This window comes from Desulfofundulus thermobenzoicus, assembly GCF_009428905.1.
GTDB lineage: Bacteria > Bacillota > Desulfotomaculia > Desulfotomaculales > Desulfovirgulaceae > Desulfofundulus_A > Desulfofundulus_A thermobenzoicus.
In genome coordinates this window covers 1-19,848 of the sequence record NZ_WHYR01000060.1, presented here as the reverse complement: position 1 = coordinate 19,848, position 19,848 = coordinate 1, and the positions used below count along the sequence as shown (strand labels likewise).

At 52.1% G+C, this 19,848-nt stretch carries 18 protein-coding genes; 16 read left to right on the top strand and 2 right to left on the bottom strand.

All coding sequences use genetic code 11. The features are described from left to right. Positions 1–156 precede the first annotated feature (156 nt). From GFC01_RS15895 to GFC01_RS18860, 6 genes are all read left to right on the top strand, one after another. On the top strand, positions 157–924 hold the full coding sequence (locus GFC01_RS15895; RefSeq protein WP_279233499.1) for an MFS transporter: 768 nt from the start codon (positions 157–159) through the stop codon (positions 922–924). Between the two features lie 32 nt (positions 925–956). Then, positions 957–1,784 (top strand): SDR family NAD(P)-dependent oxidoreductase, encoded by an 828-nt coding sequence (locus tag GFC01_RS15890; protein ID WP_152948145.1) that lies wholly within the window; start codon positions 957–959, stop codon positions 1,782–1,784. Between the two features lie 37 nt (positions 1,785–1,821). Next, positions 1,822–4,311, top strand: coding sequence for a (2S)-3-sulfopropanediol dehydratase (gene hpsG / locus GFC01_RS15885; protein ID WP_152948142.1), 2,490 nt, complete (start codon positions 1,822–1,824; stop codon positions 4,309–4,311). 98 nt (positions 4,312–4,409) lie between these two features. After that, positions 4,410–5,351, top strand: a complete 942-nt coding sequence (gene hpsH / locus GFC01_RS15880) for a (2S)-3-sulfopropanediol dehydratase activating enzyme (protein ID WP_152948141.1) — start codon at positions 4,410–4,412, stop codon at positions 5,349–5,351. A 99-nt stretch (positions 5,352–5,450) separates the two neighbouring features. After that, a complete protein-coding gene (locus GFC01_RS15875; RefSeq protein ID WP_152948140.1) occupies positions 5,451–6,185 on the top strand; it encodes a sulfite exporter TauE/SafE family protein in 735 nt (244 codons plus the stop codon). A gap of 196 nt (positions 6,186–6,381) precedes the next feature. Continuing rightward, positions 6,382–6,606: a putative signal transducing protein gene (locus tag GFC01_RS18860; RefSeq protein ID WP_194174993.1), complete on the top strand. Its 225-nt coding sequence runs from the start codon at positions 6,382–6,384 to the stop codon at positions 6,604–6,606. A 205-nt stretch (positions 6,607–6,811) separates the two neighbouring features. Here the strand turns inward: GFC01_RS18860 and GFC01_RS15865 are convergent, their stop codons facing one another. Continuing rightward, complete coding sequence (locus tag GFC01_RS15865) at positions 6,812–7,525, bottom strand: GntR family transcriptional regulator (protein WP_152948138.1); 714 nt, start codon at positions 7,523–7,525, stop codon at positions 6,812–6,814. A gap of 632 nt (positions 7,526–8,157) precedes the next feature. Between GFC01_RS15865 and GFC01_RS15860 the strand changes: the two genes are divergently transcribed. The 7 genes from GFC01_RS15860 (at position 8,158) to GFC01_RS15830 (ending at position 17,596) form a co-directional block, all read left to right on the top strand. Beyond that, positions 8,158–9,291 (top strand): D-alanine--D-alanine ligase family protein, encoded by a 1,134-nt coding sequence (locus tag GFC01_RS15860; RefSeq protein ID WP_152948137.1) that lies wholly within the window; start codon positions 8,158–8,160, stop codon positions 9,289–9,291. Positions 9,292–9,404: 113 nt separating this feature from the next. Then, on the top strand, positions 9,405–10,532 hold the full coding sequence (locus GFC01_RS15855) for a tetraprenyl-beta-curcumene synthase family protein (RefSeq protein ID WP_243137640.1): 1,128 nt from the start codon (positions 9,405–9,407) through the stop codon (positions 10,530–10,532). Positions 10,533–10,690: 158 nt separating this feature from the next. Continuing rightward, entirely contained in the window at positions 10,691–11,227 is a 537-nt protein-coding gene (locus tag GFC01_RS15850) for a hypothetical protein (RefSeq protein WP_152948136.1), read from the top strand. A 583-nt stretch (positions 11,228–11,810) separates the two neighbouring features. Next, the gene (gene acs, locus GFC01_RS15845; protein WP_152948135.1) at positions 11,811–13,862 is read left to right on the top strand and encodes an acetate--CoA ligase; all 2,052 of its coding nucleotides are present in this window, start codon (positions 11,811–11,813) and stop codon (positions 13,860–13,862) included. Between the two features lie 227 nt (positions 13,863–14,089). Further along, positions 14,090–16,036 (top strand): acetate--CoA ligase, encoded by a 1,947-nt coding sequence (locus tag GFC01_RS15840; RefSeq protein ID WP_152948134.1) that lies wholly within the window; start codon positions 14,090–14,092, stop codon positions 16,034–16,036. A gap of 240 nt (positions 16,037–16,276) precedes the next feature. Beyond that, a complete protein-coding gene (locus GFC01_RS15835; protein ID WP_152948133.1) occupies positions 16,277–16,798 on the top strand; it encodes a nucleotidyltransferase domain-containing protein in 522 nt (173 codons plus the stop codon). Between the two features lie 42 nt (positions 16,799–16,840). After that, a complete protein-coding gene (locus GFC01_RS15830; RefSeq protein ID WP_152948132.1) occupies positions 16,841–17,596 on the top strand; it encodes a fumarylacetoacetate hydrolase family protein in 756 nt (251 codons plus the stop codon). Between the two features lie 88 nt (positions 17,597–17,684). On the opposite strand, the gene GFC01_RS15825 is transcribed toward GFC01_RS15830, so the two are convergent. Next, a complete protein-coding gene (locus tag GFC01_RS15825; RefSeq protein ID WP_423244406.1) occupies positions 17,685–18,002 on the bottom strand; it encodes a hypothetical protein in 318 nt (105 codons plus the stop codon). 227 nt (positions 18,003–18,229) lie between these two features. Here GFC01_RS15825 and GFC01_RS20035 point away from each other — a divergent pair, with 227 nt between their 5' ends. The 3 genes from GFC01_RS20035 to GFC01_RS15810 all read left to right on the top strand — a co-directional run. Further along, positions 18,230–19,084 (top strand): toxin-antitoxin system HicB family antitoxin, encoded by an 855-nt coding sequence (locus GFC01_RS20035; protein WP_341474043.1) that lies wholly within the window; start codon positions 18,230–18,232, stop codon positions 19,082–19,084. Continuing rightward, entirely contained in the window at positions 19,077–19,532 is a 456-nt protein-coding gene (locus GFC01_RS15815) for a hypothetical protein (protein WP_152948131.1), read from the top strand. Before GFC01_RS20035 ends, GFC01_RS15815 begins: the two co-directional genes overlap by 8 nt. Positions 19,533–19,552: 20 nt before the next feature. After that, a partial coding sequence (locus GFC01_RS15810) for a LysE family transporter (protein ID WP_194174992.1) occupies positions 19,553–19,848 on the top strand: 296 nt, incomplete at its 3' end.

The following is a 19,848-nucleotide window of genomic DNA, read 5'->3' as shown; positions in this document are numbered from 1 at the left end:
CTGATTGCCACATTCTGGTGGACGGACTGACTGACCTGAAATACCAAAACAATATGCAAAGCAGTTGCTGATTATTCTGGTATCAGAAACTGTTGCAGATTGTTCAATCTGCGAAAATGGGCCGTGGTTGGGCTAAATTAAAATGATGATTGACAACTGGTCAACAGGCTTGAAAATGAAGCAGGGTTAGAGCATGATCTTAGTTTAATAAACACCAGTATTCTTAAATCGTTGGAATATCAAAAAGAGGAAAAAGGTAACGTCGGGATAGCCACTTTATTTAGAAAGCCATACTTGTCACGGAGCCTGATTTCATGGGGCTTATATACCGGCACTATGATTTTTTGGTACGCTATGCTGGTATATGCTCCGACGATCTTTGCTGGCAAGGGATTTAATTTAGGAAGTGCCGTCCTGTTTACGGGAGCTATGATGGTAATTGGTGGCGTCGGTGAAGTTGGTATAGGATACCTTTCTGATACCTATGGTCGCAAACCTGTATATTTTGTTTACAGTATTTTGGCAGCGGCTGGATGTATTATGTTGGCACAAGTGACGGCGTTGCCAGGCTTAATCGCAGGCGGAATAATAGCTGCTTTCTTCGGTTTCGGAACTTTGCCCTGTGCAAAAGTGTATATTGCTGAGCAATATCCAACATTTTTGAGAGGCGCCGGAAGTGGTGTGGGAGAAGCCGTGGCCAGGTTGTTGGGGGGAGTCCTTGCAGCTTATTATATATCATTCATCCTGGCAGCTGGCGGAGTGAAAGCAGTGTTTTGGTTTGTGGCAGCAGCGTTTATTTTCTTCGTAATTCCATTTATGATCTGGGGCCAGGAAACTGCCGGATTAAGCGTGGAGGAGACTGGTTCCACTTCGACAAATGAACAAGCGCAGAAAGAACTTCAGCTAAATGAAGGACAAGTCTAAAAAAAGGAAACTTGCGAGGAGGAGAATAAGTGATGAAACTAAAAGGCAAAGTTGCTCTTGTTACCGGAGGGAGCACCGGTCTTGGTAGGGGAATCGCCCTGGCTTTTGCCCGTGAAGGTGCAAAGGTGGCTATATGTGGGAGAAATGAGGAGCGACTGCAAAAGGTGGCCTGGGAAATAGAAGCTTTAGGCGTTGAAGCATTGGCCGTTAAGGCGGATGTTTCCTCAAGCCAGGAAGTGAAGCGCATGTTTGCCGAGATCGTGGAGAAGTTTGGTACCTTGGATATCCTGGTCAATAATGCCGGTATATTCCGGTCGGACGAAAAGGGTGTCGAGGACAGAATGAAGCACCTCGATCTGGTTACCACCCCGGTTCCCCGACACTCCCTGCAGATTACAAGATATATGAGCGATGAGGAATGGCAAAAGATGTTTAATGTGAACGTGAATGGGGTGTTTTACTGCACCCGTGAAGCGCTGAACATTATGGAGGAAAAAGGTAGCGGCAAGATAATCAACATAGCTTCCATATCCGGGATTTCAGCCATGAGTTCCCATAGTCCCAATTACTCGGCAGCCAAAGGGGCGGTGGTTGCCTTTACCAGGTCGGTGGCCCACGAAGTGGCCGGGGCTGGAATTTGTGTTAACTGCATCGCACCCGGTTATATTGATACGGAACCCTTTATGAAGGGGATTGAGAAAATGGGACCGGAAAGAAAAGCCCGCCTCATGCAATTAATCCCAGTGGGTAGAATAGGCCGGATTGAAGAGTATGCTTCCCTTGCCGTCTATCTGGCTTCCGACGATGCCAACTATATGATCGGTCAGGTAATTAGCCCCAATGGCGGCATTGTAATTTAACTCCGGCTGTATCCAATACTACAAGGGGGGATCATTTATGTCCTGCTGTGCCGTTTTAACGCCGCAGGAAGAAAGGATTTACAGGGAACAAACGGGGCAATTAAGTACGGAAGAAATGTCGAAGGGGAGGGAAAGGGTTTATCGATTATTAAACAGTTTCCGGGGGACGACCCCCTGGATTAGCGTGGACAGGGCTCGTCTGTTTACCGAGTCGTTCAAAGAAAGTGAAGGCCAGCCGATAGTTTTGAGATGGGCAAAAGCTTTAAAGCATATAGCCGAAAATATACCTGTCTATATTGGGGAGGACGAACTTGTTGTGGGCCGGGCGGACGGTCGGCCGGGTAGACATGGTCTTGTTTATCCCGAGTTGGACGGCAGTTTTCTGGACGAAGCTATTGAAAGAATGACCGTGGGAAAAACGCCCTACCGCATAGCGGAAGAAGATATCAGGATAATTAAAGAAGAAATTGCGCCCTATTGGAAAGGTAGAACATTTCATGAAGTCCTGTATGCCGCTTTACCGGAGGACACCAGGAAATTGATTTTTGATCCGGAAAATATTTTTGTGCAAAAATATGTGGTAACCCAAACAGCCAGCATCCGAAACTCGCTGCAGTGGGTGCACGATTATGAAAAGGTTCTGAGAAGGGGATTCAAGGATATAAAAAGAGAGGCAGAGGAGAAATTAGCCGCCCTGGACCCCCTCAATCCCCGTGATACTGTAGAAAGGAAACCTTTCCTGGAAGCCGTCATTATGGCCTGTGATGCGGTGATTATCTTTGCCAAAAGATACGCCCGGCTGGCGGCAAACATGGCTAAAAGTGAAAGCGATAAACAGAGGAGAAAGGAACTTCTGGAGATCGCCAGTATATGCAATTGGGTGCCGGAAAATCCGGCACGGAACTTCCATGAAGCAGTGCAATCGGTCTGGCTTACCCAGGTGGTTTCCCGTTTGGAACAGTGCATCGGCGCTGTGGTCGGCAATGGACGGATGGATCAGTATTTATACCCGTTTTATCAGAAAGACATGGCAGAAGGCCGGCTAACAGAGGAATCTGCCCTGGAACTCCTGGAACATTTATGGGTAAACATGGCTCAATTTGTCAATCTAAAGGTATCCCCGGCGGGCGCTGCCTTTACCGAAGGTTACTCCCACTGGGAGGCGCTTACCATTGGCGGCAAAACCAGGGATGGACGGGATGCCACTAACGAGCTTTCCTATTTGATTTTACGTTCCAAAAGGGAATTTCCTTTGAACTACCCCGATCTGGTCGCCAGGGTACACGCCCAAAGTCCTGATAAGTTCCTCCATGCCGTTAGTGAAACAATCAAAGAAGGTTCCGGCTTCCCCAAATTATTAAATGATGAGGAAATTATCCCGCTGCTTTTGGCCAAAGGCGCTTCCATTGAGGAAGCGAACGATTACTGTGCCTCCGGCTGCAGCGAAGTGCGCATGGTGAACAGAGATACTTACACCAGTCCCTGTGCCTGGGTAAATCTGGGGGCCGTAATGGAGATGACATTACGTGATGGTAAGTTAAAAGCCTTCAACGACGAGCAAGTGGGGGTAAAAACAGGAGACCCCCGGAATTTCGCCACTTATGAGGATCTCTGGAAAGCATATGTTGCCCAGCAGGAATTCGTTCTGAAACATGTTTTTATACAACAATATGTTGTGGATACATTGAGGCCAAAATGCTTTGCTGCTCCCATGGCTTCCGCACTCCATGATCTTTGTATGCAGGAGTGTAAGGACCTGCATTCCGGCGATATTAAGGGCGGCATAAATCTGGGATTTTATGATTTAATTGGTTATGGCACGGTAATTGATTCTCTGGCCGCTATTAAAAAATTGGTCTATGACGACAAGAAAATCACCATGGATGAACTTTTGGAGGCGCTTGATTGCAACTTTGAAGGTAAAGAAGTAATCAGGCAATTATGTATCAACGCTCCCAAATACGGGAATAACGATCCCTATGCCGATTCCATCGGGCGGGCCATTGAAGAACATGCCATCGGCTTTTCACGGAGATATCCCACGGCCTTTGGCGGGGAACTGGACGTGCGTTACGTGCCGGTAACTGCCCATGTCCCCCTGGGGAAAATTGTTGGCGCTTTACCAAACGGCAGAAAAGCCGGGGAGGCCCTGGCCGATGGGGGCGGCCCGTCCCAGGGTGCTGACAACAGGGGCCCAAGCGTTACCCTGCTTTCCATAGCCAATACCAAGTGCATGGGGGCCCGGGAACGCGCTGCCAGGCTGATAAACTTAAAGCTCAGTCCCGCCTCGGTAGCGGGTGAGGAAGGAACCAGAAAATTAATGTCATTGATCCGAACCTTCTGCGATTTAAAGCTATGGCACCTGCAATTTAACGTTATCAACCGGGAAACCCTGTTGGCGGCTCAAAGGGAACCGGAAAAATATCGCAATCTGCTTGTACGGGTTGCCGGATACAGTGCCTATTTTGTGGACCTCTCCCCTGAACTGCAAAATGAGATTATTGCCAGAACTGAACATGCTTTTTAGGATTTTCAGTTCACGGCAAGTATCTCTTATTCCATATTATGGTCCTGCTCTATTCAGAGCAGGACCAAATGCCTTTTTAGAATAGGGGGCTTAAATAGATGACAGGACATAATATAACACCGGAAAAAACCGGCCTGGTTTTTAATATTCAGCATTTTTCCGTTCACGATGGGCCGGGAATTAGGACAATCGTTTTCTTTAAAGGGTGCCCTTTGCGCTGCCAGTGGTGCGCTAACCCTGAATCCCAGCTTCATGAACCTGAGATTGCTTATAATGAGAACAAGTGCATCGGTACAGGTGAATGCCATTTATGTTTTCAGGCATGTCCTGCCAGGGCCATAGAAGAGAGAATAGATAACAAAAAAGTCAGGATAGATAGATTTAGGTGTACAAATTGTGGTGAATGCACATTGGTATGCCCCTCAAACGCATTGGAGCTATTTGGGAAACGGATGACGGTAGAAGAGGTATTGCAAATTGTGGAGGAGGATAGTCTACTTTATTCCCGATCCGGTGGTGGCATAACTTTAAGCGGCGGTGAACCATTGATGCAGGCGGGTTTCGCCAGCGAACTTTTAAAAGAAGCCCGGGCCAGGGGTATTACTACAGCAATCGAAACAAGCGGGTATGCCGACTGGAATAGAATGGTAATGGTCTGCCAACATGCGGATACTGTATTTTATGATATTAAGTGTATCGATCCGGATAAACATAAAAGATTTACCGGTGTTACCAATGATATAATCATTGCCAATCTTAAAGAACTAAATCAAAATTTTCCAGGACTAAACATTATTGTCAGAACCCCGGTGATTCCAGGATTTAACGATACCGAAAAAGATATTACAGCCATTCTGAAACTGGTAAAGAGCCTGACTAATGTAAGATACGAGCTCCTGCCCTTTCACCGTTTTGGTGAGGCAAAATATGCTTATCTAGGGAAAAGGTACCTGTTTATTGGGGTTCAACCTCCTTCCAAAGAAAAAATGAAGCATTTAGAGAAATTAATTAAGCTGTACAAAAGGGAAGGAGTTTTGTAAAGGCAGACGAAATTTATAAGGGATGTTTTTAAGAAAAATAAACTGTGAGGTTGACTGATGACAAGTAAAATCGGGGGCGTTTTCATGGAGGGGTGACCATTGATTTTTTCCGTTTCCTGGTTTATTGCCGCCCTGGCTGTGACTTTGGCCACTATCTTGCAGGCGATCACAGGCTTCGGTACGGCGCTCGTCCTGGTGCCCCTGCTGGTGCTGGTATACGATGCCCATACGGCGGTAATAATGACCATGTTTATCTCTATTTGCTCTTCGGTTGCCCTTACTGGCCGGGTTTATAAATCTATTCTAAAACCGGTGTTGCGCAACCTTTTTCTGGGAAGCATAGCAGGTATACCATTGGGAGCTTTTGTTTTTCTACATTTTGATGTTATGCGGTTGAAAATAGCCATTGCTTTAGTGACTATGGTTTTTGCTCTGGCGCTCATTTTGGGCTGGATACCCCGCCGGACGGCCGGTTTCTGGGCTGAGGCAGCAACCGGAGCGTGCGGAGGCTTTTTAGCTGCCAGTGTGGGAATGCCCGGGCCTCCCGTGGTGCTTTTTTTGAACCACCAGGACGTGCCCAAGGAGCAGTTTCGAGCCACTACCACTGCCTATGGTATCCTGGTTTACCCTATCGGCTTAATCCTTTTATGGTTCTTGCAGGTTTTAGAGAAGCAAATCATTTGGATGGTCCTTTCTCTACTACCTTTTATTCTCTTGGGACAGGTTCTGGGTTGCGGTATTTTCCCCCGGGTATCCCAGGGCCTATTCCAACGAGGGGTACCCCTGCTGGTGATGGCCATAGCCCTGTACACCCTGGTTACCACAGTATTCTAAGGGCTGCAAGAAATCAGACCCGGATGGGGAAAATAAAAGATAGTGAAGGTCAGGAATGCAACCCCTTCCGGTCCGTTGCCCGACCATTAAAATCCCACCTGCCTGCGAGACGGCGGGGACGAGGGGGAGCAAATGGATCACGGCGGATGCACGGTTATGCGGCCTGACTATATTACAGAAGAAGGGCTTTGAGAATATGGCCTGGGAAAAGCTTTTCACGGCGGCCAATGAACTGGAAGCAAAACTGATTACCGGTCTTCTTTCCGAAGCCGGTATTTCATACCGTTACCGGTACTCCGACATTAACCGATACCTGAAAATTGTTATGGGTCCGGTGGTGGACGTGGAAATATGGATACCCGGGGAAAAAATGGCACAGGCCAGGGAAATTATAAGGGCCTTTCGGGAAAATGGGCTATAAGCGCAGGATTATATCAAAAACCACCATAATATCAATGTATAGCATTAAAATTTATGGCTTTACATATTTATTATAAAGGTATAAGCTTATATATTCCCTGATTATAGGGTACTTGCGTATAATTGGCCTAAAAATAAAAAGCCCTGCTATTACCGGTTATTCCAGCGGCACTCTTTTTTGCATGTATTGTTTCCCCGGGAAGCTGCTAGCGTTTTTTACTAAGTTTAATCATAAAGGTATACCTGTCCGCCCGGTAGATTCCGTTATAATATTCGACCTTGTTCCCTCTATTATCATATGTTAAACGTTCAATGAAAAGTATGCTTGAGCTGGGATTTATACCAAGTAACTTGGCATCGTTCGGAGTTGGCATGGAAACGGTAATTTTTTGTTCGGCTTCGTAAAAAATAACACCGATGGACTCAAGTACGTCATATAATATTATCTGATTGAGATCATATGTCGCCAGTTTGCGCCCGATTTCCACCGGGTAATATGTTCGCTCCAGGGCAATGGGATGATCATCGGCAAACCGGAGCCGCTCAATAAGATAATATTCCTTTAGTCCGAGTATTTCGGCTATCTCTGGTTCTGACTTGATTCCGTGGGAGATGAGTTTAATGCCTGGTTTCATGCCCATATTTTTTATGGTAGTGGTAAGGCTTTTGATACTTCCCAGCCATTCGTTAACGGGACGGAAGGTTATAAATGTCCCCTTGCCATGGATCTTTTTCAGGATTCCTTCGTTTACCAGTGCTGATACTGCTTCCCTTACTGTAGTACGGCTGACAGAAAAACGATTCATCAACTCCTTTTCACTGGGGATTTTTTCTGTATATATTCCGCTCCTTATCTCTTTTAATAATATTTCCTTTAACTGAATATGCAAAGGAATCGGGCTGTTGGTATCCAGACCCATACCGCGTCACTCCTTTTAGATATCTAGTTTACCCCCATTGCTTACCATCATCAGCGATCATTATTTCGGTACCGGTATGGCGGGAGACGATACTCTAATTAATGTAATTATACAATAAATACAAAAGAAATGGGTACGGCTTTTTTCCGGAATTCCGTGGGCCAAGAAGATTATGGCAAAAGGCAGGCCTTCCGGCATGGTAACCGGGTCAACCGGCGTTTCGCGTGCCGTTAAAAGTGCCGGGGGAAAGTCCATAAATAATGCTGACCATAGGGAAGGGGCTGTCCCCACTTTTTTCTTTTTCCGGGCATACTAAAGCAGGAAAAAAGATAACCGGGAGGATCCCGTCTGCCCCTGGGGTTTCTTCGTGTCTATAAGCCGGCGGCCGGTTATAATCACCCCGGTGCGGACCCATTCCGCCCCTTTTTGTGGTATACTAATTCTGTGAGTGAAAGGCGCACCTTTGGTGCTGTATATAGTAATTTAGATGACTACTGATTGCTATATCTGGTATCGGAGAGGAGAACTTGTAATTCCGTTATTTATTCCGGTGACACCGGCAGGATATAGATCTAAAAGACAGCCGGCGGGAATAGATTATTTTAAAAAACACTGGCGGGGAGGACGGGCTGATGTCCAAAAAAAGGGTGGCGGTAATCTTTGGCGGGCGTTCGGGGGAGCATGAGGTTTCTTTAAATTCGGCGGCGTCGGTGATCGGCGCCCTGGACGGGGACAGGTATGAGGTGATCCCGGTGGCCATCACCCGGGAAGGGAAGTGGCTGGCCGGGGTGGAGCCAGCACGGATGCTGGCCGGCGGGGACCCGGCGCAGCTGGGGCGGCCTGTGGTCCTGCCGGCGGACCCCACCGTGGGCGGCCTGGTCTCGGTGGACGGCGGCCGGGTACAGGTGGGCGATTTAACCCCCGTGGATGTGGTTATACCGGTGCTGCACGGCACCTTTGGTGAAGACGGGACGGTGCAGGGGCTTTTGGAGCTGGCCAACATTCCCTATGTGGGGGCCGGGGTGATGGCCTCGGCGGTGGGCATGGATAAGATCATCATGAAAACCCTCTTTGCCCGGCACGGGTTGCCCCAGGTGAATTTCCGCTATTGTTCTCGCCGGGACTGGGAGCGGAACAGACAGGCCGTTCTTTCGGAGGTGGAGCAGTTGGGCTACCCCCTCTTCGTCAAGCCGGCCAACCTGGGTTCCAGCGTGGGCATATCCAAGGCCCGCAGCCGGGAGGAACTGGTGCCGGCCATGGACCTGGCCGCCGGCTACGACCGCAAAATTATAGTGGAAGAGTTTGTGCCCGCCCGGGAGGTGGAGGTGAGCGTCCTGGGCAATGACGATCCCATGGCTTCTTTGCCCGGGGAGATCATTCCCTTAAATGAGTTTTACGATTACGAGGCCAAATACGTGGAAGGGAAGTCGGATCTGGTTATTCCCGCCCGGCTGCCGGCGGAAACCATGCTGGAGCTGCAGAGGCTGGCCATCAAGGTTTTCAAGGCCCTGGACTGCGCCGGCATGGCCCGGGTGGATTTCTTCCTGCGCAAGGACAACGGGGCGGTGCTGGTCAATGAGATCAACACCATTCCCGGTTTCACCCGCACCAGTATGTATCCCAAGCTGTGGGAGGCTACCGGCATCACCTACCCGGAGTTGCTGGACCGGCTCATTGAGCTGGCCCTGGAAAGGCACCGGGAGAAGAACCGCTCCCGGACCACTTTCCAGCCGCCGGTGCGGGCCCTGATTGAACAAGTAAAATAAGGCACTGGAAGAACTGGTTTAGCCTGTTGGTTTGGTTTTTTCAAGTTCCGGCTTATCCGTCATCCCCAGAGGGGCTGCCCCTTATGTTATGAAGTGGCTTTATATTGCCTGCCATGCATGAAAAGGATCTGATTTGTATGGAAAGCGGCAGAAAGAACCATCACCTGCTGCCGGCCGGTGGAAGGCAGGGGACGGCCCGCCTGATCCTGCTGGGGCGTTTTCTTTTGCAGGCCTTTCCCGGGGTGGCCGGTGAGCTGGGAAACTGGCGGCAAATGGCCCGCGCCTGCCCGGACCCGGTGCTGCGGGAAATGGCCCTGGCCAGCATCGGCACCAAGACCTTCCACTGCCAGGGGGGCAGCGTATTCGGCGTCTGGAGCGGCAGCCACCGCCGGGAACTGATCCGGGCCATCGTGGCCCTGCAGACCATCAGCGATTACCTGGACAATTTGTGTGACCGGGCGGGGGTGCAGGACGGAGAGGCCTTTCGCCAGCTGCACCGGGCCTTGGTGGATGCCCTGCGCCCCGGTGCTTCCCTGCAGGATTATTACGCCCTTTATCCCTACCGGCAGGACGGGGGGTACCTCCACGGGCTGGTGCGCTCCTGCCAGCAGGCGCTGGCCCTTTTGCCCGCCTACGGCCCGGTGCGGGACAGGGCCTGCCACCTGGCTGAACTTTACTGCCGGCTGCAGGTGTACAAGCATATCCCCTGGCCCCTGCGGGTAAAGAGCCTGACTGCCTGGTTGAACCCCCTGCTGGCGGCCCTGCCGGAAAAACTTTACTGGTGGGAACTGGCCGCCGCCACCGGTTCCACCCTGGGTATCTTCGCCCTTTTCGCCCTGGCGGCCCGGGGGAATTATACGGAAGAGCAGGTGGAGAATCTGACCGGGGCCTATTTTCCATGGATCTGCGGCCTGCATATTCTGCTGGATTATTTCATCGACCAGCAGGAGGATGCGGCCGGCGGCGATCTGAACTTTGTTTCCTATTACCGGGACGGGGAAGAAGCCGCCCGGCGCTTAAAGCTCTTTGTGGACCGTTCCCTGGCCCTGGCCGGGGAGCTGCCCGACCCGTATTTCCATATCACGGTGGTGCAGGGTCTTCTGGCCATGTACCTGTCCGATCCGAAAGTGAACGGGCAGGGCCTGCAGGCCACCCGCCGGCTGCTCCTGGATAGGGGCGGGCCGGCTGCCGTCCGCCTGTACCGCCTCTGTGCCGCCCTGCGCCGGGTAGGGGTTGTGTAGGTGTGACAGGGGACGGTTCCTTGACATGTGACAGGGGACGGTTCCTTGACACACTTTTTCTTTGGGGTGTGACAGGGGACGGTTCCTTGACACACTTTTTCTTTGGTGGTATAGTTTTCTCAATCTGCTAAAACTACCCTGTCCTGAGGAGGAAACGTATGCCCAGGCAAATGAGAAAACTGAGCAAAAGCGAAGTTATTGAAAGCGATGACTATTTATTAGCGGCTATTCGCTACGTGCATAATAACCCCGTAAAGGCAAAAATTGTAACCGATCCTTCGGCATATAAGTGGAGTAGTTACAATGATTATCTAAACAGAGATGATTTGGGGAATGAAGGAATAGAAAAAGAAATGATCCTTGGTATGTTTTCTGCTGACAGGGCCAAAGCAGTTGAGTTATTTATCGATTATACAAATCGGAGCAATGAAGACGTTTTCATTGACCACGAAGATGCTTCAGAAAAAGGAAAAACCATATTTGATGAGAAAAGTGCAAGGGTTTTTATTGAAAATTTTCTAAAAAGAAACCGGGAAGTGGATTTAACCATTCTTTTAAAAAACAAAAGTTTAAGGGATGAACTGATTAGCGAACTTAGATGCAAAACGAGTCTATCAGTAAGGCAGATCGCCGACTTGTTAGGCGTAAACAGGGGAGTAGTCCAAAGGGCACAAGGGCGCATGACAAAGGAATAAAATGTGTCAAAGAACCGTCCCCTGTCACACCGTCCCCTGTCACACCAAATGTGTCAAAGAACCGTCCCCTGTCACACCCAAGAACCGTCCCCTGTCACACCCTGTCACACCCACTGCGGCAGGGAATATATGACCGGTGACCACGGCAAAGGGTTCCCTGGGGACGGTGAACGGCAGACACTGATGATCAGCCGTTCCGCCCCCTGTCCCTCCTTTCCTTTGAACCGTTGGGACGTTGAAAATGACTGTTCCCGGACCGGCTTCCACCATAAAGGGGTTTGAAGGGGTGTTGAAAAAGCCGTTAAGTCTTTTTTCTTTAAGGCCTACCGTTGGCGTTGGGGAAGATGCCTCGGGGGTGCATTTTTGAGCCATTGGACAGATAATTCTTAACTTTCTGCAAGAAACCCCTTAAGATAATGGTACCGGGAGTTCTATGGCTTTGCCGGGGGTAAGGGGGTGAGGCAAATAACACATACCGGCGAAAAATGAACATACCTGACAGGCAGGGTTCAAGCAACAGCACTGATACTAATCCCATGTTTCATTTTTAAATTTTATTATCACACAAAGGGGGATCAGGTGCATGGCGGAAGAAAAGGTCCTGGAGGAATTGGGAACTGTGGAATCCAGCGAGGCTGCCTATGCGGTGCACTGGAAAGAAGAGGATTACTATCATCCAAGTCCTGAGTTTATCGGTCAGGCCAATATGACCGACCCGGGCATTTTTGAACGGTTCAGCCTGGAAAATTTTCCTGATTGCTTCAGGGAATATGCCGAGCTGCTTGACTGGGACCAGTACTGGCATACCACCCTGGACACCAGCGACGCTCCCTGCTGGAAGTGGTTCGTGGGCGGCCGGCTGAACGCCTGCTACAACTGTGTGGACAGACACCTGGCCAGGTATAAGAACAAAACGGCCATTCACTTTGTGCCGGAACCGGAGGACGAACCCATCCAGCACATTACTTACCAGGAGCTTTACCGCCGGGTCAATGAAGTGGCTGCCGTATTGAGGGATTTCTGCGGGCTGAAGACCGGTGACCGGGTCACCCTGTACCTGCCCATGACCCCCGAACTGCCCATTACCATGCTGGCCTGCGCCCGTCTGGGCGTAATCCACTCCGTGGTCTTTGCCGGTTTCAGCGGCCAGGCCTGCGGCGACCGGATCTGGGACTCCGAGAGCCGCGTGTTGATTACCATAGACGGTTATTATCGCAACGGCAAGCTGCTGGATCATAAGGCCAATGCCGATGTGGCAGTGGAAACCGCCAGCAATCAGAACGTCAATGTGGAAAAGGTTCTGGTATGGAAACGCTACAAGGACCGGTACGTCTCCCAGGCGCCCATGGTGGAGGGCCGGGATTATTTCATGAACGATGTTCTCAAAAACTATGCCCGGGCGACGGTTGAACCCGTATCCATGCCGGCCGAGGGGATTCTCTTCCTCATGTATACCAGCGGTTCCACCGGCAAGCCCAAAGGGGCGCAGCACAGCATAGGCGGGTACCTGTCCTATGTGGCGGCCATGTCCAAATACGTGCAGGATATTCACCCCGAAGACGTTTACTGGTGCATGGCGGATATCGGTTGGATTACCGGCCATTCCTTCATTGTTTACGGTCCCCTGGCCGTGGCCGCCAGCTCGGTGATTTACGAAGGGGTGCCCACCTACCCGGATGCCGGCCGGCTGTGGCGGATTGCCGAAGAACTGGATGTGAATATCTTCCATACGGCGCCCACCACCATCCGGATGCTGCGGAAGGCCGGTCCCGACGAGCCGCTGAAGTATAATTACAAGTTCAAGCATATGACCACCGTGGGTGAACCCATCGAGCCCGAGGTGTGGAAGTGGTACTACCATGTGGTGGGTAAAGGAAAAGCGGTCATTGTGGATACCTGGTGGCAGACGGAAACCGGCGGGTTCCTCTGCAGCACCGTGCCGGCACTGAAACCCATGAAGCCCGGCAGCGCGGGTCCGGGTGTGCCAGGCATTCATCCGGTCATCTATGATGATGAAGGGAATGAAATCCCGCCGGGCGCCGGCAAGGCGGGGAACATCTGCATCAGGAACCCCTGGCCGGGATTGATGCAGACCATCTGGAAGGACCGGGATCGCTTCGTTTCCACCTACTTCGGCAAATATAACAAGGATCCCAACAGCAAAGACTGGCGCGACTGGCCCTACATGGCCGGCGACGCCGCCGTGATGGCCGCGGACGGGTACGTGCGCATTCTGGGCCGGGTGGACGACGTGATCAACGTGGCCGGCCACCGGCTGGGCACCAAGGAGATTGAGTCGGCCGCCCTGACGGTGGAAGAAATCGCCGAAGCGGCGGTTATTGCGGCGGTGGACGAATTGAGGGGACGCATCCCGCACCTTTACGTCTCCCTGAAGCCGGGCTACGAGCCCAGCAAGGAAATTGAAGATAAGGTTTCCAACGCGGTGGCCACCATCCTGGGTAAGATTGCCAGGCCGGGCAGGGTGTTTATCGTTCCCGACATGCCCAAGACCCGTTCCGGTAAAATCATGCGCCGCATCCTGGCGGCCATCTCCAACCGGGGCGATGTGGGCGACGTGACCACCCTGGCCAACCCGGATGTGGTGGAAGCCATCCGCACGCAGGTGCAGGGCTGATAAACGAAAAGCGGATTTATAAGACGGCTGAACCGGGCGGGTCAGGTGGCTGCCGCCGGGAACCGGGCGGCCGCAGGCTCCCCCCTGGGCGGGAGCCTGCAGGCCGGCGGTGTTCCCAAATGCCTGGAGATACGCTGCCGGCCCGGTTCACCGGCTGGTTGTTCGACGGTTAAAGGCAGGCAATATGGCCTGCCTTTATTTAAGAAAAAGAAGGAGGTAAAGCCGGCATGTCCGAAAAAATGGGGACGGGGATGATCCCGCCGCAGGTCAAGGCCTTCATGGACTGGGCCGCAAAGGACCCGGAAGGATTCTGGGAAGAGGCCGCGCGCAAAGCCGCCCACGACATCTACTGGTTTAAAAAGTGGGATAAGGTTTTTACCTGGGATTATCCCACCTTCCAGTGGTATTCCGGCGGCATGACCAATATCTGCTACAACTGTGTGGACTATAAGGTAAAAAGGGGCCTGGCCGGCCGGGCCGCCTTCATTGCCGAATCGGGCGAAACGGGAGAGACCCGCACCGTGACCTACGGCCAGCTCCTGGCCCTGGTCAAACAATATGCCGCCGCCCTGCGGGGCCTGGGGGTGAAAAAGGGCGACCGGGTGGCCCTCTACATGCCCACGGGCATTGAATCGGCCGCGGCCATGCTGGCCATCGCCCGCATCGGGGCCATCCACGTGGTGATCTTTGCCGGCTTCTCCGCTGGTGCCGTGGCGGACCGCCTGCAGATTTCCGGCGCCCGGTACATGCTGATCCAGGATGAGGGTTCCCGGCGGGGCAGGCCGGTGGAATTGAAAAAAATCGTGGACGAGGCCCTGGAAAAATGCCCGCCGGGCCAGGTGGAAAAGGTAGTGGTCCTGCGGAGGAGCAGGAACGGAACCCCGGTTATGAAGGAAGGTCGTGACATCTTCTGGGAAGAGTTCCTGGCCCTGGCCGAAGGGCAGAGCGGGGAAGTGGAGCCGGTGGAGGCCAACGAGCCCCTCTTTTTGCTGCCCACCTCGGGTACCACGGCCAAGCCCAAGGTTACCGTCCAGAAACACGGCGGCTACCAGATTTATGTTTACTCCATGGCCAAATGGATTTACAACCTGCAGGAAAGCGACGTCTGGATGTGTACCTCGGACATCGGGTGGATTGTGGGGCACAGCTACAACGTCTACGGCCCGCTCTTAACCGGGGCCGCCTCCATCCTCTACGAAGGCACGCCCGATTATCCCCGCCCCGATATCTGGTGGGACGTGGTGGAGCGGAACAGGGTTACGGCCATGTGGCTTTCCCCCACCGGCGTGCGCGGCTTGATGCGGCTGGGCATTGAAAATCCCCGCAAGCACGACCTCAGCTCGGTGCAGCGCATCTTCTGCGCCGGGGAAGTATTGAACCCGCCCGCCTGGCAGTGGCTGCAGGAAGAGGTCTTTGAAAACCGCATCCCGGTGATCGACCATATGTGGCAGACGGAAACCTCCGGGCCCATCTTCGCCAACCCCTACGGCCTGGGCATGATTCCCATCAAGCCCGGTTCCGCCGGTGTTCCCGTGCCCGGCGTGATGGCCGAGGTGGTCGACGATAAGGAGGGTAAACCCGTTGCACCGGGAGAAAAGGGCATTGTGATCGTCAAGAGGCCGTTCCCCGGCCTTACCTCCACCCTCTGGAACGACCCGGAAACCTACCAGCGGGAATACTGGGAGCGCTTCCCCTTCACCAAAGGGGTGTACTACTGCGGGGACGCCGCCTCCCGGGATGAGGACGGCTACTTCTGGTTTGCCGGCCGTTCCGACGAGGTGATTAAAATTGCCGCCCACCGCATCGGGACCATTGAGGTGGAAAACGCTCTCATCTCCCACCCGGCGGTGGTGGAGGCCGGCGTTTCCGGTGTGCCCGACGAGCTGCGGGGCGAGGTGGCCTGCGCCTTCGTGGTGCTCAAGCAGGGCTACCGGCCCAGCGAAGAACTGAAAAAAGAACTGATCGCCCACATCCGCAATACCATGGGGGCCATTGTGGTGATGCGGGACATCGAATTTGTGAACACCCTGCCCAAGACCCGTTCCGGCAAGATTATGCGCCGGGTGATGCGCACCCTGTGGGCGGGCAGGGATCTGGGGGACCTGTCCACCATTGAAGAAGAGGCTTCGGTGGGTGAAATTCAGGAAGCCATCCGCCGGATGCGGGAAGGCTAGGCTTTTGGAATAACGCCGGAGGTTCTGATCGTCCAGTGCCATTGCCATTGGCCGGATGCGTGAAGGTCAGGCTTTTGAAGAGGCAAACCGGCCCGCCTTTTTAAGCGGGCCGGTTTGTTGTTGACAGGGGGGTTGTGGTAAGATATGCTGAATGTAACTATTGTGGTTACTAAAGGGGGATAACCCCTGTCACAATTTTGCAGGAGGGTAGCCTTTCAAATCATTGAATGTGGTGATATTATGCAGGAAAACTTCCTTTCGAAATTGATAACCTTTTCCCCCCGCCACCGGCGGTATATTTTAAATGTGCTTATGGAGGTTGTCAACTATTACGGTGATCTTTTGCTGGGCTGCGCCGTTTTTGGTTCTTATGCCCGGGGAGACAACCGCAAAAACTCGGACCTGGATCTGTTAATTATTCTCAAGAGTGCTCCCGGCCTCAGCCGCCGCTTGAAGGAATTTGTGGAAAACATTGAAATGAAACATGAGGATCTGGCCCAGGAAATATATGAAGAAGAGGAGATCCTTTGCGAGCTTTCCCCATACATCTTGACTGTAGAGGAAGCGTTAAAGATCCATCCAATATACTATGATCTGGTTGAAGATCACATGATTGTTTATGATCCTGGAGGTTATATTAATCGCATTATCAATTCCATAAAAAAAATTCTGGCTCAATCGGGGGCCAGAAAGGTGCGCCGCAGTAATACCTGGGAGTGGCAGATGGGGAAGGCCGGCTTTCCGGGAGGGATGGATCTGTGAAGAAAGATGAACTAACGTTCTAAAAATGGAGGTTTTGTTTTCATGCATATCGGCCGTTTTCGCTACCAGGATGAAGTCTTTTACGGTCTGGCGGAAGGGGAGCGGGTTTTCCCGGTGGAGGATCCCTTTGTTTCCCCGGAACCGGTGCCCGGCCGGCAGTTCGCCCTGGCGGAACTGACGGTGCTGGCCCCCTGCCGGCCGTCCAAGGCGGTGTGTGTGGGCCTGAACTACCGGGACCACGCGGCAGAGTTGAACCTGGCCCCGCCGGAGGAGCCGGTGCTCTTCTTAAAGCCTTCCACCGCCGTTATCGGCCCCGGCGAGCCCATCGTTTACCCGGCCATGAGCGCCCGGGTGGATTACGAAGCCGAGCTGGCGGTGGTCATGGGCAAAAGGGCCCGGCAGGTGCGGGAGGAGGAGGCAAAGGATTACATACTGGGTTACACCTGCGCCAATGATGTAACCGCCCGGGACCTGCAGCAAAAGGACGGCCAGTGGACCCGGGCCAAATCCTTTGACACCTTCTTGCCCCTGGGGCCGTTCATTGTCACCGGCGTTGACCCGGACGACCGGGAGGTGTCCCTTTATCTCAACGGTGAACGCCGGCAGCACTCTTCCACGGCGAAGCTGATCTTTCCGGTATACCGGCTGGTCAGCTTCGTCTCCCGGATCATGACCCTTCTCCCCGGGGATGTCATTCTCACCGGCACCCCGGCCGGCGTGGGCCCCGTGCGGCCGGGGGACAGGGTGGCGGTGGAAATATCCGGCATCGGCCGGCTGGAAAACCCGGTGGTGGCATAATGAACCCGGTGGGGTGTGACAGGGGACGGTTCTCTGACACATTTAAGGTGACAGTAATTCCCCGTGCGCCAATTTATATGTCGGTATGCTAATTCCGCAGCGGCTTGTTGGTGGCCAGCATGTGGCGGATGCGTTCCATGGTTTTGGGTTCGCCCAGCAGGCTTAAGAAGGCTTCCCGTTCCAGGTCCAGGAGGTCCTGCTCGGTGACCGGGGTGCCCGGGGTGACGCCGCCGCCGGTCAATACGTAGGCGATCTTGCGGCCGATTTTGGCGTCGTGGTCGCTGATCTGGTTACCCCACCTCAAGGTTTCAATGGCCAGCTCCAGGGCGGCGTAGCCGGCCGTGCCCACGGCCCCCTGGTGATGACAGGGTGGGGACCGGTCACATTTCATTAAATGAGTGATCATTCAGTCATCTTGCGTTAAGAAAATTTTGTCAAGAGGGTAATCTGTTAATTTCGATTATTTAAATTATAATATTGCTGTTATAAGCCATGGTTGGTAACAGGCCCGGCCTGTCTGAGTTTACAGGTCAAACAGACGTTTTTGTTGACGCCCGGGCCAAGAAGTGGTATCGTATATGGTGATGGTATTATATATGATGGCGTTGTTAATACTATCAAGGAGAGAAAAGAATGACCAAAATCAGGAAACGCTTTCGAAGGATACTCAACAACCCGGTTGGAATTAAATGGGATGAATTGAGAATAATACGCAAGCATTATGGATGCCAGATAATCAAAGGCTCAAAAGGTAGCCATTGGGTGGTTTACCACCATGATGACCTGGAAAGAAACGTAACCATAGCTGTACATAACAATCGGGTCAAGACAATATATGTAAAAAAATTATTAAACTTCTTGAGGATGTGCTGGACGATGATGACTAAGCCACTGGAGGTGGAGATTATGAACGAGAGCAAAATTAAATTTTATATGGAACAGAATTACCCGGTTGTTTTAAGAAAACTTTCTCCGGAGGACGGGGGAGGTTGGCTTGCCGAGATACCGGAACTTCCCGGTTGTATGTCCGACGGCGAAACTCCCCAGGAGGCTCTGGCAAACATTGAAGATGCCAAGAGAGCATGGATTGAAGTGGCAATCCAGAGGGGGCAGCAAGTTCCCCTGCCCGAAAGTGACTCGGATGATGATTACAGCGGAAAGTTCACTTTGCGGTTACCAAAATTCTTGCACAGACAGCTTGTTAAAGCCGCAAAAAAAGAAGGGGTCAGCTTAAACCAGTATGTTATAGCTTTATTGTCCTTTAATTTTGGAAAAATATCGGCCTGTCGAAATGAAGATTGCCGCAAGACAAAAAATATCACCATCCATTTTCTATCTACGAGATATGATACAGATGTTTATCAGCAAAGACGCCTGACAGAAAGGTTCTGGGAACCTTCAAATAAAAGTTGTTCTAACACCTTATGGAGAAAAGAGGATATGCTTCGCAATATCAAATTTATATTTGGGGGAAATGTCAATGAGTAACCTTGTCTTTAAACTTAAAAGAATCAGGCTTCAAAAAGTAAATGCACAGTTATTAAGTGATGATAGTAATTCTGGTAAAAATACATTTGATATTAAACAGGAAATTGCCGTAGAGATAGACGTACCAAAGGAAAAGCAGATCAAAATAAACGTTTCGGAAAAAATAACAGCGCCTGAACTGCCTTTTATATTCGATATTGACGTTGTTGGCTATTTTTCTTCTAGTGTTCCAGTTTCCAGGGAAGAAATACAGGAAATGAAAATACCTCTTTCACAGCCGCTGTTCTCCTTTATTTCTCTGATTGTGGGCTTTTTAACAGAAAAAATGTTTAGCGGTCCGCCTTTAATTTTGCCTCCCTTCTATCCGGAAGATGAAGAAGATGAATGCGAGGATGTCGAAACGGCAGATAAAACAGGTTGGAGGATTTTTCCCGGGGATAAAGAATAATGCCCGGGGGAGGGATTTTCTTGGAACTGGCGGCTATTTTTTCGACGGCCTTTGTGGTGGGGCTTTCCGGGGCCATGATGCCCGGGCCCCTTTTGACCGTGACCATCGGTGAGAGCGCCCGGCGGGGCTTTGCGGCCGGCCCCCTGATTGTGCTGGGCCATGCCATCCTGGAGGGCGCGCTGGTGGTGGCCCTGGCCCTGGGCCTGGCGGCCCTGCTCGCCGCCCCCCTGGTGGGGAAGGTCATAGCCGTGGTGGGCGGGCTCTTTCTGATCTACATGGGCTGGGGCATGGGCCGGGATGCCTGGCTGGGCCGGGT